15 protein-coding genes are annotated in these 15330 nt (G+C 48.1%); 9 read left to right on the forward strand and 6 right to left on the reverse strand.

The window, feature by feature from the left end:
* Nucleotides 1–1509: a 4-alpha-glucanotransferase gene (gene malQ, locus VIM72_RS31505; protein ID WP_332006767.1), complete on the reverse strand. Its 1509-nt coding sequence runs from the start codon at nt 1507–1509 to the stop codon at nt 1–3.
* A 25-nt stretch (nt 1510–1534) separates the two neighbouring features.
* Nucleotides 1535–2044, reverse strand: coding sequence for a hypothetical protein (locus tag VIM72_RS31510; protein WP_332006768.1), 510 nt, complete (start codon nt 2042–2044; stop codon nt 1535–1537).
* A 279-nt stretch (nt 2045–2323) separates the two neighbouring features.
* Between VIM72_RS31510 and ligD the strand changes: the two genes are divergently transcribed.
* From ligD to VIM72_RS31535, 5 genes are all read left to right on the forward strand, one after another.
* Complete coding sequence (gene ligD / locus VIM72_RS31515) at nt 2324–4405, forward strand: DNA ligase D (RefSeq protein WP_332006769.1); 2082 nt, start codon at nt 2324–2326, stop codon at nt 4403–4405.
* Nucleotides 4406–4443: 38 nt separating this feature from the next.
* Nucleotides 4444–4881 carry a DUF1801 domain-containing protein gene (locus tag VIM72_RS31520; RefSeq protein ID WP_332006770.1) on the forward strand — a complete coding sequence of 146 codons (438 nt, stop codon included), beginning with the start codon at nt 4444–4446 and terminating at the stop codon, nt 4879–4881.
* Between the two features lie 66 nt (nt 4882–4947).
* Nucleotides 4948–5130 carry a hypothetical protein gene (locus VIM72_RS31525; protein WP_332006771.1) on the forward strand — a complete coding sequence of 61 codons (183 nt, stop codon included), beginning with the start codon at nt 4948–4950 and terminating at the stop codon, nt 5128–5130.
* A 228-nt stretch (nt 5131–5358) separates the two neighbouring features.
* Complete coding sequence (locus tag VIM72_RS31530) at nt 5359–6216, forward strand: sugar phosphate isomerase/epimerase family protein (protein ID WP_332006772.1); 858 nt, start codon at nt 5359–5361, stop codon at nt 6214–6216.
* A gap of 26 nt (nt 6217–6242) precedes the next feature.
* Nucleotides 6243–7607: a Gfo/Idh/MocA family oxidoreductase gene (locus tag VIM72_RS31535; RefSeq protein ID WP_332006773.1), complete on the forward strand. Its 1365-nt coding sequence runs from the start codon at nt 6243–6245 to the stop codon at nt 7605–7607.
* Between the two features lie 238 nt (nt 7608–7845).
* On the opposite strand, the gene VIM72_RS31540 is transcribed toward VIM72_RS31535, so the two are convergent.
* On the reverse strand, nt 7846–8832 hold the full coding sequence (locus VIM72_RS31540; protein WP_332006774.1) for an aldo/keto reductase: 987 nt from the start codon (nt 8830–8832) through the stop codon (nt 7846–7848).
* 133 nt (nt 8833–8965) lie between these two features.
* Here VIM72_RS31540 and VIM72_RS31545 point away from each other — a divergent pair, with 133 nt between their 5' ends.
* The 3 genes from VIM72_RS31545 (at nt 8966) to VIM72_RS31555 (ending at nt 10985) form a co-directional block, all read left to right on the forward strand.
* On the forward strand, nt 8966–9871 hold the full coding sequence (locus VIM72_RS31545) for an AraC family transcriptional regulator (RefSeq protein WP_332006775.1): 906 nt from the start codon (nt 8966–8968) through the stop codon (nt 9869–9871).
* A 57-nt stretch (nt 9872–9928) separates the two neighbouring features.
* On the forward strand, nt 9929–10357 hold the full coding sequence (locus tag VIM72_RS31550; protein ID WP_332006776.1) for an SRPBCC family protein: 429 nt from the start codon (nt 9929–9931) through the stop codon (nt 10355–10357).
* Nucleotides 10358–10418: 61 nt separating this feature from the next.
* A complete protein-coding gene (locus VIM72_RS31555) occupies nt 10419–10985 on the forward strand; it encodes a YceI family protein (RefSeq protein ID WP_332006777.1) in 567 nt (188 codons plus the stop codon).
* Nucleotides 10986–11069: 84 nt separating this feature from the next.
* On the opposite strand, the gene VIM72_RS31560 is transcribed toward VIM72_RS31555, so the two are convergent.
* Together VIM72_RS31560 and VIM72_RS31565 are read right to left on the reverse strand one after the other, a co-directional pair.
* On the reverse strand, nt 11070–11501 hold the full coding sequence (locus VIM72_RS31560; protein ID WP_332006778.1) for a GNAT family N-acetyltransferase: 432 nt from the start codon (nt 11499–11501) through the stop codon (nt 11070–11072).
* Between the two features lie 20 nt (nt 11502–11521).
* A complete protein-coding gene (locus VIM72_RS31565; RefSeq protein WP_332006779.1) occupies nt 11522–11962 on the reverse strand; it encodes a carboxymuconolactone decarboxylase family protein in 441 nt (146 codons plus the stop codon).
* 90 nt (nt 11963–12052) lie between these two features.
* Here VIM72_RS31565 and VIM72_RS31570 point away from each other — a divergent pair, with 90 nt between their 5' ends.
* On the forward strand, nt 12053–13516 hold the full coding sequence (locus tag VIM72_RS31570; RefSeq protein WP_332006780.1) for a PLP-dependent aminotransferase family protein: 1464 nt from the start codon (nt 12053–12055) through the stop codon (nt 13514–13516).
* Nucleotides 13517–13762: 246 nt separating this feature from the next.
* On the opposite strand, the gene VIM72_RS31575 is transcribed toward VIM72_RS31570, so the two are convergent.
* The coding region (locus tag VIM72_RS31575; protein WP_332006781.1) for a putative LPS assembly protein LptD at nt 13763–15330 on the reverse strand (1568 nt) is incomplete at its 5' end.

Raw genomic sequence — 15330 nt, forward strand, 5'->3', positions numbered from 1 at the left:
TCAGCGGTTATATAGCTGTGTCCATTTTTTTAACCTGTTAATAGTTTTTTTGTCAAATTGCCCCGGAAGCATTCTCCATGCCCAGTGCTGTCCGTCTGCCGCTGGTTTATTCATCCTGGCGGCAGCGCCCAGTCCCAGCACATCCTGCATAGGCAGTATGGCGTTGGCGGCTACAGATGCATATACCATACGGGCCAGTAACAGGTGTATCTTTTTTTTACCTGGCCCTGCGCCGGTGTATTGTTTCAGATGATGTTGTTCTGAAGCGGAGGCATCTTCCTGCCACCATCCGGGAGTGGTATTGTTATCATGCGTGCCGGTATATGCATAGCAGTGTTGCGGATACTGGTGAGGAATATGCGTGCTTGCAGGCATATCATCTCCAAAGGCAAACTGTAATACTTTCATCCCGGGTAAATTGAACTGGTCTCTCAGGTCAGTTACGGCTTTATCAATATGGCCCAGGTCCTCTGCCACGAAAGGATTATCAGGGAAGGCGCTTATCATGGCTTTCAGCAGGTCGCCACCGGGGCCGGGTTGCCATACACCTGTTTTAGCGGTGGGCCCCGTTGCAGCTACTTCCCAGAAGGCGGCAAACGCCCTGAAATGATCCAGTCGCAGCAGGTGAAACCAATGCATATTCCGTTTGATCCTTTGCAGCCACCATGCATATTTTGTTTTTTTAAGCTCCTGCCAGTGGTAGATGGGCATATTCCACCGTTGTCCGTTCTCGTTGAAATAGTCCGGCGGCACCCCGGCTACGCTGGTCATATTGCCTTTGTCGTCGAGCAGGAAAAGTTCCCGGTGGCTCCATACATCGGCCGCGGTATGACTGATATAAAAAGGCAGGTCTCCTAACAAACTGATGCCCCGCTGATCACAGTATGTTTTCAGCTGCTGCCATTGCCGGTCAAAGATGAACTGCCACCATTGTTCCTTTAGGCGGATGACGGCGTATTCACTGCTGAGCACTGCATCTTTTTTACGGTCGGCCGCATCCCATTCCTGCCAGGGCTTGCCGCCGTATTTGGCAGACAGGGCTTTATAGGTGCTATAGCATTTTAACCATGCCGCTTCCCGGTTGCAGAAGTTGTTGAAATCTTCAGCCAGTTCGGGATAAGACCCGTTGTTATAATTCAGCCAGGCTGATTCCAGCATGGCCAGTTTATATCTTGCAGCTGCATTAAAGTCGACCGTATCTGCCTGCGGCAGATGATATTTTATCAGTGATGGTTTGTCCAGCAAACCATCTTCTGCCAGTAATTCGGGGCTGATCAGCAGGGTGTTTCCCGCCATGGCCGACAGCGCGCTGTAAGGAGATGCGTTGGAGATATCAATAGGGTTTACCGGTAACACCTGCCATATCCGCTGACCGCTGTTATACAGCTGGTCGGCGAACTTCCGTGCGGCGGGCCCGAGATCTCCCATTCCGAAAGGGCCCGGCAGGGAGGTGATATGCAGCAATATTCCTGCCCTCCTTGCCGTTTTGCCGGAAGGTTGTAATGCCATATGTTACTGTTTAACCGGTAATGGATCACGCAGATAAGCGATGCGGTGCTTCGATGTTGGTTACGCTGTCCTGCAGCATTTCCTTTATCAATGAAGCCACATTATTCAGCATTGGTGCTTCTTCCGCTGTTTTTGCAGGGTGATAATCCTTTTCAAGGATCGCTTTAAGCGCATCTCTTAAATAATAGATATCCGGTTGCTTTACCAGGCTGTCTGTGAAGCCAGCTGCGTAAAGCTCAAACGCAGGCAGTTGTTCCGCCCGTGCGGCAAAGTGCAGCACAGGCACCGTGGCCATCCCTTTCAGCTTACGGAGTTGCTTGATAAATACAGCAGCTTGCGTAACCGGGATCGAGGAACTGATGAATATATAATCGGGAACGAAGCCGGTGTTTTTTTGAAGATAAACAAGTGCATCAGTAGCATTGTCCTGGCAAACACAGGCACGGTTCACTTTCAGCAGGTCGAGGGACAGGTAAAACTGGATACGCTGATCTGCTTTTTCTTCAATAAGAAGGCTGGTAATTTTGTTTCTCATACGACACAATATTGGGATCTGGTTATTTCTTTCAGGGAAAACAAATCAGGTGCCGGATGATCATATGATACAGAAATGGCTGTGGTAGCGGAACCGAATGAAGATGTGTTTTTGGATAGTGGGGATAATATCACTCATCTGTGTAATAATGCCGCAGTATAGACCAGGCTGAAGGGCTTGCCAGGGCAGGCTGGCAGGCTCATGTGAAGGCCTTTCCTGCGCTGGCTTCGCTTACAGGAGATGATACTTTTCTGGCATAAGAATTATTGGTGAGAAGATATGCGATCCACCAACACAAAAAAGAAAAGCGCTGATCCCAAAGCGTTGCCCGGAGGCTTATCCCGGAAACAGCAAAGCATTTTGCAAAAGAATGGTTTCGCCGTAACGCCGGCAACACGTTTCCCTAAAACAGTAAAGCCGATGCTGGCAACGCTGGTGGATAGCCCGCCTGGAGGGAATGGATGGCTATATGAAGTAAAGTGGGATGGCTACCGTGCCGTTGCCTTATGCAACCATCAACAGGTAAACCTGATCTCCCGGAATAATAAATCTTTCAACGATAAATTTTATCCCGTTTATGAAGCACTGGTTCAGCTGGATAAAAATGCAGTGATAGACGGGGAGATTTGTGTGCTGAATGAAAATGGTATCGCTCATTTTGGCGCACTTCAAAACTGGAGAAGCGAAGCAGACGGGGAGCTGGCGTATTACATCTTTGATCTGCTCTGGTATGAAGGCCGGGATCTTACCGGGTTGCCGCTTACCGGCAGAAGGGCATTACTGGAGGCGCTTATTCCCCCAACAGGTATTATCCGCTACAGCGAATCGTTTGATGCTTCGCCTGCAAAACTACTGGCAGCTACAAAGAAAATGGGTATGGAAGGAATTATGGCAAAGAAAGCCGATAGCCCTTATATCCAGGACAGGAGCAGGGATTGGCTGAAAATAAAAACAAACAAAAGACATGAAGTGGTGATAGGCGGCTTTACCAATAATGAAGGCTCTCCCAAACCATTCAGTTCATTGCTGGTAGGCGTGTATGAGAACGGGGCGCTTCATTATACCGGTAAAATAGGTACCGGCTTTAATGCACGGCAACAAAAAGAAATGATGGAAATTTTCCGGAAGCTCATCATAAAGAAATGTCCTTTTACTGAAACACCGGATGTAAACCAGCCTTCCCGGTTCCGGCCCAACCCGCCGATGGCCACAGCTACCTGGCTGAAACCCGAATTGGTTTGCGAAGTAAGCTATGCCGAAATTACAGGCGATGGTGTGATGCGGCATCCCAGTTTTGAAGGCATGCGTACCGACAAGCCGGCTAAAACCGTTACTGCCGAACAGCCCCTGGAAACCGCAGATATCCTGCCCGGCAAAAAGCGGGAGAAAATGGTGAGGTTAACAAAACCGGTGGGTAAGCACAGCAGGAAATCATTATTGAATCCATCAGAAGCCACGCAGGTAAAACAGGTAAATCATCACCTGTTAAAATTCAGCAATCTTGGGAAAAAATTCTGGCCCACGGAAGGATATACCAAACGTGATATGCTGAATTACTATTACCAGGTAGCGCCCTTTATTATTCCTTACCTGCTGAATCGCCCCCAATCACTAAACCGTTTTCCGAATGGTATCAACGGGAAAAGTTTTTATCAGAAAGATATAACCGCAGTGGCGCCTGAATGGGTAAAACAATTTCCCTACCGCACCAGTGAAGGAGAAGATAAGAATTACCTGGTAGTGGAAGATGAAGCCAGCCTGCTATGGATGGCCAACCTGGGCGCTATTGAAATGAATCCCTGGAACAGCACAGTACAACAGCCTGATAACCCCGACTGGTGCCTGATTGATCTTGACCCCGATAAAGGAAATACTTTTCAGCAGGTGATACAAACTGCACAGGTAGTTCGCCAGGTGCTGGAAAACCTCGGTGTTAAAAGTTATCCTAAAACATCCGGTTCCACCGGTATCCACATTTATATTCCTTTAGGCGCAAAGTATACTTACGACCAGTGCCAGCTTTTTGGAAAACTGATCGCTACGGCGGCGCATGAACAGTTACCGGCATTTACCAGCATTGAACGGATGACGCGTAACAGGAAAGGATGCATTTATATAGATTACCTGCAAAACCGTCCTAAAGCAACGCTTGCCGCTCCTTATTCCCTTCGCCCCAAACCTGGCGCCACAGTATCGATGCCCCTGCATTGGGATGAAGTGCGCAAAGGTTTGAAGATGACCGATTTTACTATTAAGAATGCATTGGAGCGGATCAAATCAGAAGGAGATCTTTTTAAGCCGGTATTGGGAAGAGGAGTTAACCTGGAGCGCTTGCTGAAAAAGTTTCCAGTGCAAATATAAAATGGGAATATTTATCTTTAAGATATAATTCCCCGCGCATGACTACCGATGAATACATTAATGCACTATCTCCCGACCGTAAAGAAATATTAACCCGTTTGCGGCAAACTGTACGCGAACATTTACCGGCCGGGTTCCAGGAGGAAATGACATATGGTATGCCGGGCTTTGTTGTACCGCATTCTCTGTACCCACCCGGTTATCATACCGATCCGAAGTTGCCCCTGCCTTTTATCAGTATGGCTTCGCAAAAAAATTATGTGTCCTTTTATCATATGGGTTTATACGATGAGCAATTGCTCGGTTGGCTCACCGGGCGCTGGGTTAAAGCAACGGGAAAGCAACCGGACATGGGGAAGTGCTGTATCCGTTTCAGTAAAACCGCAGTGATCCCTTATGAATTACTGGGCGAGCTGGTGGAAAAGATCACCCCGGCCGGCTGGATTGAACGGTATGAGAAAGAAGTGAAGAGATAAGATACCAACATCATTTTTTATTCAGCATTTATCAGAATTTATAGTTAAATTGATAAGAAAAAAAAGATGGTCATCACCTCTTCAAAAATACTCCCGTCTATTAACGAAATTGCAGAGACGCTAAAACAAAGGTTCTCCGGCAGCTATGTTTACAACCTGTTTGATTTTGGTAACAAGCAAAGTGTTTTTGTAGAGCAATCAGATTTTGTAGCTATCCAGGTAACTTTCTTTCTCCTTTCTTCCCCATAAAAATTCAATCATTTTTTATTTTAACAGGCTGTCATTTTGCTTTGCCATTGCCGGGAAGTTATAATGATAGCCTGTATTATTTTACGAGGTGATCCGGGCATCAAAAAGAGCCAGGTATCCCCGCTTTAGGAGTGGTTTTTTCCGCCCGTCTTCTTTTTGTTTTGTTTTTCCGGAATTAGATATTATCTTAATGCTGTTCCGTTTTTCCATATAAACTTACCAGACGTTATGAAAATATGGTTGCTACTGCTTTTTTCCCTGATCTTTTGCCCGTTTTTGCAATCGAATGCACAATCGCTTCCTTCCATAGGGATCTGCACTTCTTTTTCAAATGATAGTCTTGCTGCTGCTTCAGGATTTACCTGCCTGGAGGAAACAGTGCGCAAGATCCTGTCGCCCGCACTGAGCGAAGCCCGGTTCAGGGAACAGCTGCATGCTATCCGTGGCAGCAAATGCAGGATCCAGAGCTGCAATGTGTTTATACCCGGAACAATGAAAATAGTAGGCAGCGAGGTGAATGAAACAAGGGTGCTGGGCTATGTGGATTCTGTAATGCAGCGCGCAAAAATTGCAGGGATTCAACTCATCGTGCTGGGGAGTGGTGAAGCGAGAAAGATCCCGGAAGGAGCGGACCGTGAAAAATGTAAACAGCAGTTCATCGGTTTATGCCGAAAAATGGCAGTGGTGGCCGGAAAATACAATATCATCATCGCCATGGAAAACCTTAATTCCACGGAAACCAATTTCGTGAACACCCTGTCGGAAGGAAATGAGATCGTTACAAAGATCGGTCATCCCAACTTCCGGCTTACGGCAGATATCTATCATATGCTGAAAGAACACGAATCCCCTGCCAGCATTGAAAATGCAAAAGCGGTACTGGTGCATTGCCATATTGCAGAAAGGGATAAGCGTACCGCCCCGGGTATTGCGGGAGATGATTTCCGCCCGTATTTCGCAGCGCTGCATAAGATCGGGTATACCGGCCGTATCATGATGGAATGCCGCTGGGATGATCCGGCCACGCAATACAAACCGGCCTTCGATTACCTGGAGGGACAACTGAAGGAAGCTTACGCTAAATAAATAACACACTATAAAAACACTTTTATATGTCTGAATCAAAAAAAACAAGACGGGAATTCCTGCAACAGTCGTTACTGGCAGGAGCCGGTATTACTATCAGCGCGATGGGAATACCCGCCAGCAGCTACGCCCGCATTATGGGCGCCAACGATCGTGTAAACGTTGGACTGGTAGGATTTTCCGATCGTGCGCGCCAGGCCCTGCTGCCATCTTTCTTTAATAACAACAAGGAGCTGAACTTCGACCTGGTTGCAGTGTCTGATATATGGAACCGCCGCAGGGATGAAGGAAAAGCTTTCCTGCAGCAGAAAACCGGGCATAACGTTCAGGCCTGTATTAATAATGATGAGCTGTATAATATCAAAGGACTGGATGCAGTGTTTATTGCCTCCGCCGATTTCCAGCATGCTTACCATACTATTGAAGCTGTAAAGAACAAGTGCGATGTATACAGCGAAAAGCCTTTCGCTGAAACAATGGAAGACGCCCGCAACGCCCTCAAGGCGGTGAAAGATTCCGGCCGCATTATGCAGGTAGGCACCCAGCGCCGCAGTGGCCCCAGTTATCATGCCGCCGCCAACTTTATCCAGCAGGGAAAATTCGGCCCGATTACCATGGTGGAAATGACCTGGAACGTAAACCAGCCAGGCCGCTGGCGCCGCCCCGACCTGGTGAAGTCCATCAGGGAATCTGATACCGACTGGAAACGCTTCCTGGCCGGTCGCCCGCAGGATAGCTGGGACCCCCGCAAGTACCTTGAATACCGCCTCTTCTGGCCTTATTCTTCCGGTATCTTCGGCCAGTGGATGACTCACCAGATAGACACGGTGCACTGGTTCAGCGGTCTGAAGCATCCGCGCAGCGCCGTTGCCAACGGAGGTATATATATGTGGAAAGACGGCCGTAAAAATCCTGATACTCTTACTGCGGTATTCGATTACGGCCCGGAGAATGACCCCTCCAGTGGTTTCCAGGTGATGTACAGCAGCCGTTTTCATAACTCTGCCGGCGGTACCAAGGAGATCTATTATTCCAATGGTGGCACCATCGATATGTCTACCAACAAAATAAGCCCTACCGGCGGCCTTACGGAAAGGGAAGCCCAGGAAATGGGAATGCATGCCAACCTGCTGCCAAGCCAAACGCTGAGCAATGAAGAAGCGGCGGCTACCAGCGCCAATACCGGCGGCGATCCGCTCACCAATGCGCATGTGCGCAACTGGATGACGTGTGTGCGTGAACGTAAGCAACCCAATGCACCCATTGAAGCGGCTTATTCACACTCCATTGCACTGATTATGGGTAACGCGGCTTACCGCACCGGCATGAAAGCCACCTTTGATGAAGCCACCCAGGAAGTAATGGTAGGAGGTAAGGTGTTCAAGATGTAGAGCCTTGTCGCCTTCGGCGACGAAATTGTCTTGGAGCAGGATTAAACTGATTAATCATGATTATCAGGATTTGATTATGTTATGATTTTATGATTAATAACAATTAAGGGAGATAAAAGTGAACAATATTCACTTTTATCTCCCTTTATCTTCTAAAATCAAAAATGATCAAATCCTGATAATCATGATTAATCAGTTTAATCCTGCTCCAAGACAATTTCGTCGCCGAAGGCGACCATCAGCTCCGGTCCACCAGTTTATTCATCGCTTCAGTGTACCTGTTGCCCGTGTTGGGATATTTCTGCAGTAAGTCTTCCAGGTTTTGCAGATCCTCTGCCGTTAAATTTACGTCTACAGCGCCGGCATTATCCAGCAGGTATTTCCTTCTTTTGGTGCCGGGGATAGGGATCACATTTTCGCCCTGTGCCAATACCCAGGCCAGTGCCAGCTGTGCAGGCGTACAGTTTTTGCCTGCTGCCAGTTCCGCAAAACCCGCAGCCAGCAGTCGGTTGTTCTCTGCATGTTCGCCCTGGTAACGAGGCAGCGATTTGCGGAAATCGTTATCCGCCAGGTTGGTAATATCCAGGTCGTTGGTAACGAGGCCACGTGCAAGCGGGCTGAATGGTACGAAACTGATGCCCAGTTCTTTGCAGGCCGGCAGGATCTCTTTTTCCACATCCCTTGTCAGTAAAGAGTATTCGCTTTGCAATGCACTGATGGGATGCACGGCATGCGCTTTACGCAGGCTGTTTGCAGATGCTTCCGAGAGGCCCAGGTAGCGGACCTTACCTTCTTTCACCAGTTCGGCCATAGCGCCCACCATTTCTTCCACCGGTACATTCGGATCAATCCGGTGCGCATAATACAGATCGATCACATCCGTTTGTAACCGCTTTAAACTGGCCTCCACCGCCTTTCTCATATAGGCCGGCGAACCATCAAATTGAGTAACCCCGGAAGCAGGGGAAGAAGTGAACCCAAACTTGGTAGCAATAAAGATCTTACTGCGGTTGGGTTTTAATACTTTGGCGATCAGTTCCTCGTTTTGGCCTGCAGCATACACATCCGCAGTATCCCAGAAATTGATGCCTATTTCAAGCGCTTTTTCCAGCGTGGCAATAGATTCCGTATCGTCAGGTGTGCCATACGCATAGCTCATTCCCATGCAGCCCAGTCCAATGGCTGATAATTGTACGCCTGTTGTTCCTAATGTTCTGTACTTCATATGATTTATTTTCGCGTTGGTGGTAATAATAACAGGGCAAAGATAGGCGCCATAATACTCGCATACTTGTGGTTATGACAGTATTAATTGTGCAAATCAAAGATACCGGATTTTCGTATTTTTAAGGTCGATGATGAACCACGATAAACAATACCAGTTAATTACCCCCTCCGGCATTACCGATATCACCGACTGGTTTTGCGATGATATCCGGTTAACGCATACCCTTTCCCGTTACACCTCACCCGACCACGTACACGCCAGTAATGATACGGATGTAGTACGCCTGCATTTTGGTATGAAAGGCGATTATGCGTTTTCCTACAAGCAGCTGGACCGCTCATTTGACCTGATCGGGGGACATCATAATATCATGTACTCAAACGGTTTTGAGATTGAAATAACGCCCAAAGCCAAGGAGATTGAAACCTTTGGGATCCAGTTCCCCAAAAAACAATTCCTGGAATTTACCCAAAACGGTAATGAGCACCTGCAACGGTTTTGTGAAGCAGTGCTGGGCGGGAAAAGTGTATTGCTCTCCGAAAACTGGGGCCCCATTGATGCCGGTATTCAACAAGTGATACTACAGATACTGAACTGCCGTTTTACCGGCCAGCTGAAGAAATTATTCCTGCTTTCAAAAAGTATCGAATTGCTGGTACTATCAGCAGAAGCATATAACTATACGGAGAAAAAAGACATCTTCATAAAAAATAAAACAGATAAGGAAAAGATCATCGCGGTAAGAGACCTGATCAACAACCGCCTCAGTAACCCTCCCGGCCTTAGTGAAATAGCGCAACTGGTAGGACTGAACGAGTATAAACTTAAACGCGGGTTCAAAGAAACCTTTAACTCCACGGTGTTTGATTATCTTACCGGGCAACGTTTACAACTGGCTAACCAGTACCTGCAGGAAACACAGAAAACATCTGCTGAAATCGCCTATGAGCTGGGCTATTCCACCCCGCAGCATTTTAATAATGCGTTTAAAAAGAAATTTGGCGTTACTCCCAATTCCGTTAGAATTAATCCGTAAAATGCAATCTACCGGAACAGCGGTTCCTTAATATTGTAACATCAAAAACAATGTATTATGGACAAGCAGTTAAAACTTTCGGAATCCATCAGCATCAATGCCCCTGTTTCAAAAGTATGGGCCGCTATCACGGATAAGTCGCTGATCAAAGCATATTTTTTCGGAACGGATGTTACCAGCGACTGGCAACCAGGCAGTCCTGTTACCTGGTCCGGTGAATGGGAAGGACAACACTATGAAGAAAAAGGAGAAGTGCTGGCAGCGGAAAAAGACAAGCAATTATCTTACACCTACCTGAGCTCCGGCAAAGAAGACAAGCCGGAGAATTATTCCATCATCATTTATACCCTCAGCAGCAATGGCGACGGCACTACCGGCTTTACCGTGAGCCAGGAGAATTTTGCAGACCAGCAGGCCTGCGATCATTCCCGCGACAACTGGCGCCAGATACTGGCCGGCCTGAAACAGGTAGCGGAGAAAGCGTAGCTATCGCCTCCGGCGCGTTTATGATTTGGCAATAAGCGGGGAATTGATCAACTTCGTAATTATGAAAACATCCGCAAACGCAGGCCGCATATGGCTGTTATGTCTCCTGGCAATTTGCAGTATCGCTGCACAGGCCCAACAATATACGCCCACTGATCAGGGCTCCAAAGTACAGTTTACCATCATCAATCACCTGATATTTACATCTACCGTCAACGGCTATTTCAAAGGGCTGAAGGGAAGCATCCGTTTTGATCCCGCTAACCTGAAATCAGCAGCTATAGATGCTACCGTAGATGTAAATACGATCAGTACAGGTATTGGTAAACGGGACCGCGACCTGCTGGAGGAGAAGTATTTCAATGCGGCCAAATTTCCTGTGATGCGCATCGTTGCCACCAGTGTAACCGCTACGGATAAGCCATCTACCTACCAGCTCACTGCAGCGCTTACCATCAAGGGAATTACACGTACCATTGCCTTTCCGTTTACGGCGGTGGCATCCTCCGGGGCATTGCAGCTCTCGGGGAAATTCACTATTAACCGGAGGGATTTCCAGGTGGGGCCGGATAATGCCATTGATGATAAACTCACCGTAACGCTGAATGTACAGGCTAAAAAGCAGTAACGGTGATACGCCGTGTGCCCGTGCACGGGTATCATCGTTACCGCCCGCCATTACAAATTAAACAGTAAGAGGCTACGCCCGCCGTTACAAAGGTTGAGAGAAGTGGTGCGCGGAGATATGATATCCCTGCCGGTGATACAGCCGGTGCGCAGGATGTAGCCCATGCCCCGAATCCAGCTGTACAGAACGTAACCCTTCCTTTTGTGCCAGCGCCTTTATATGATCCAGCAACAGGGCGGCATAACCACGCTTCTGGTAGGCCGGCAAACAAGCCAGGTCGTCGATATAAATTGTTTTCCCCGAGTGCAGCTTGTTCATATGACGGAAGCCCGCAAATGCAGCAACTACAGACGGATCTTCTTCTGCCGTGATATACACGATCTCGTATTTTTCAGACTGCATTTCCCTGAGTTGTGGTAACAGCTGCTCCTTTTCCAGGAAAGGACGCAGAAAGAGGATCACCTCAGTGCAGGCCAGCAGTTCTGCATCGCTGACAGCGGTTTTTACAGATACCATATAGTAGCGTTTTAACCGGATTATTGCCCGGGGATACGACGGGTGGATACGCCGATCCGGTTCCATGCGTTAATAATATTCACCGCCATGATCAGCTGTGCGGTACCGTTCAGCCCAAACATGGTTACTGCTTTTTCATACGTTTCGTCCGTGAGGCCCTGCTGGCTGATCAGCGTAATTTCTTCCGTCATCGCCAGGATGACCCTTTCCTCTTCTGTGAACTGCGGCGATTCACGCCATACGCTGAGCAGGAGCAGCCGCTGCGTGGTTTCTCCCTGTTTAAGGGCGTCTTTACTATGTTTATCCACACAAAAAGCGCAGCCATTGATCTGGGAAGCGCGTATCCTTATCAGCTCCTGGTGCAGCGGTGCAATGCCGGTAGTACTGAGATATTTTTCCATGGCCAGCATAGCGGCATAGGCGCCTGGTTCCGTTTCGTTCATCAAAAATCTCGTCTTCATCGTCGGTTGTTTTTATTAAAAATGATTCCACAAAATTACCCGCAGCTGGAGTATCTTAGTAGTCCACTTTGTAATCGTCAAGTAGTCCAGATGCTGCCCTTTAAAACACTGATACAAACAGATAAAACGCTGAAGCTCCCGGTATACCAGCAGATCGCCAACCGACTTATAGGGCTTATCCAGGAAGGTTTGCTGAAGCCCGGATCGTTCCTGCCGGGCAGCCGGGTACTGGCCACACAACTGGAGCTGCACCGCAAAACCGTGATTGCAGCATACGATGAACTGGTGAGCCAGGACTGGCTGGTAGCGGTACCCCGCAAGGGGGTGATGGTGGCGGACAATTTGCCTGTGATACGTCCCCGGACTTACCAGGGCGGCATATCGCCTTACGGGGAAGCGGCGGGTTTCCCGTTTTATCAGGCGCTTACCATACAGGTGCCGGTTACCCAACCTGCCGGCGCCGCGTTGGTCATTAATGATGGCTTTCCTGATGCCAGGCTGGCGCCTCTTGCAGATTGGGTAAAGGAATGCCGGTCGGTGATAGAAAGCCCGCGTTATCACAAGCTGCTGATGTATGGCGGTGGTACCGGCCTGGATGCCCTGCGCCGGCAAATGTTGAAGTATCTTTCCGGTACACGTGGACTGAATATCAGTCTCCCGCACATCATGATCACCCGTGGCGCGCAAATGGCTATTTACCTGGCAGCTGCATTACTGATCAAAAAAGACGACCTGGTTATTGTGGGGAGTCCGAATTATATTTTTGCAGACCTTTGTTTTGAACAGCTCGGCGCCCGCCTCCTGCGTGTACCGGTAGATGAAGAGGGGATCGATGTGGATATGATTGAACAGTTATGCAGCAAACGGAAAATAAAAATGCTGTACCTGGTCACGCATCATCACCATCCCACTACGGTTACACTGAGCGCTGCACGCAGGATGAAGCTGCTCGCAGTGATCCGGAAATATAAGCTGCCGGTAATAGAAGATGATTACGATTATGATTTCCATTACAGTTCAGCGCCCATTTTACCATTAGCCAGTGCCGACCATGGAGGCAATGTTATTTACATCGGGTCGTTTACAAAATCGCTGGGCTTATCCATCCGTATTGGCTTTATGATTGCCCCGGCTCACTTTATCCAGGCGGCCGCCAACCTGCGCCGGCTGATGGACCTGCGCGGCGATAACCTCTCTGAACAGGCCCTGGCCAACCTGCTCCAGGATGGGACTATAGAAAGACATCTTAAGAAATCAAATAAAATTTATAAAGAAAGACGGGACCTGCTTTGTCATTTACTAAGCACCAGGCTAGGCAGCGCAGTGCGCTTTACGGTACCTTCCGGAGGGATGGCCATCTGGTTGCGTTTCTCAAAAAAATACCCACTGAAAAAAGTGGCCGCCAAAGCCGCCACGCTCGGACTGCAAATGACCAGCGGCGATCAATACAGCTATGGCACTACCCCCCGGAACGCGCTGCGCTTTGGCTTCGCTTCCCTCAACAACAAGGAAATTGCTGCGGCGGTATCTATCCTGGAGAAAGTGCTGAAATAGGCCGCCTTGTCGCCTTCGGCGACTTTTTAAATTGTCTTGGAGCAGGATTACGCTGATTATACTGATTAGTTTGATTTTATTTTTTGGATTTATAAATGATTTAGATAGAAGCGAATGTATCCGCTTCTATCTCTCTAAATCTTTTAAAATCAAAATAGTTCAATCTAAAAAATCAAACTAATCAGTATAATCAGCGTAATCCTGCTCCAAGACAATTTAAGTCGCCGAAGGCGACCCTCCGCTGCATTACTGGTCGAAGAACTGCCTGGTGCGGTTAAGCCGCAAATCCCGCAGCAATCCGGCTTTGGCGCTGATGGTAAAACTGAACTGGCGATAGGTGCCAAACGGGATGAGGTTAATGGACAGGTTAAAATCGTGCAGGTCCCGGGAGATGTACATATTGGTGTAAGCGATCTGCATGTTGGTGAAATCAAAACCACTGTTCAGCCCTATCTTCCATTTGGGCGTAAGACTGAAATCGCCATTGAAGCTTACATATTGGGTGATGCGCTTTACCACGCCGCCGGAATCGGGGATGATGGTATTCGTATACGATAAGCTGTAGGAAAGATCTATGCGCCATGGAATGTCAAAATCCACGTATTCACCCGGATTGTTGCGTACCTGCGCCAGTTGCCTTTGCTGCGCGGCAAAAGCCGCGTCGCCGGTTTGCATGTTCTGTAAGGAATCTATTTTTTGTTCCTTGGCAACGCTTTTTTTGTCTTTCGACTGGAAGGAAGTGCTCATGGAAATGCTGGCATTGGTTAAGCGGCCCAGACTTATTTTTCCCTGCTGCCATACATATTTATCGAGGCGGCGGCCGCGGGCATCCACCTGGTAGGGATCAATGTTTCCGCTGGCGGAGATATTCAATTTATCGAACAGGTTGGTACGGGCGTATAAACTGAACGTCGATAATTTAAAGGAGTCGGCTACCAGGTTGTAACTACCGTTGATCCCGAAACCATCCAGTAGTTTTATTTTCTTCTCATGATGACCCGTGGTATCTTTCCTGGAAAATACTTTCATCTCCAGGTTATTATCCAATCCAAAATTAATGCCCCCAAACGCGCCGGGGGATGGCACCCCGATGATAGCGCCGTCAAAATCAGATACCATTTGTTTATCTCCTGCATTGTTATACTGCAGCTCATGGTAATATTGGCTGGACAGGTCGGGGCGGTAACTCATGCTTAGCGTAGGGCGCATCACGTGGCGGATAGCTTTGATCTTTGAGTTTTTACTGAAAGTATACATGCCGTACATGGCGGTGGAGAGTGATACGCTGGCACTGATATCACGCGCGCTGTAAAAACCAGGAACATAAGTGGTGTCAATAGCGCCGGTAGTATCAAGCCCCGGATTCCACTTTTGTGGATTCCATTTACGCACAAATTTCTTGGTGTACCAATACTCCGTATAGTTGATACCCGGTGATAAGGTAAAGGTTTTAAACACCGGGATGGAAAACGAGATCGGGATATTATGCTGCATACCCGTTTGCATAGCGTCAAACATGGCTTGCTTGCCAAACAGGGAATCCTTGAAATTGGCCTGGTTCCGCAGGATGGTGTTATAGGAGATGCCTATTTTTTCATACCATTTTGGAGTGCCTGCCATTTCCTTTGGCTGGAAAGGATAGATGGTATTTACCGTGAAGGTTGCGTCCGGAAAGGAAACAGACACATCGCGGGTACTAAGGTTCTGGGAGTGGTTCAAACCCATGGTAAGGTTATAGGGTTTGCCCTGCCAGGTTTTGGAAAAGGTGATAGACGACCCGATGTTATTATTTACACGGGTGTTATAGTCATACA

The sequence above is a fragment of the Chitinophaga sp. genome (assembly GCF_036569185.1).
Classification (GTDB): Bacteria; Bacteroidota; Bacteroidia; order Chitinophagales; family Chitinophagaceae; genus Chitinophaga.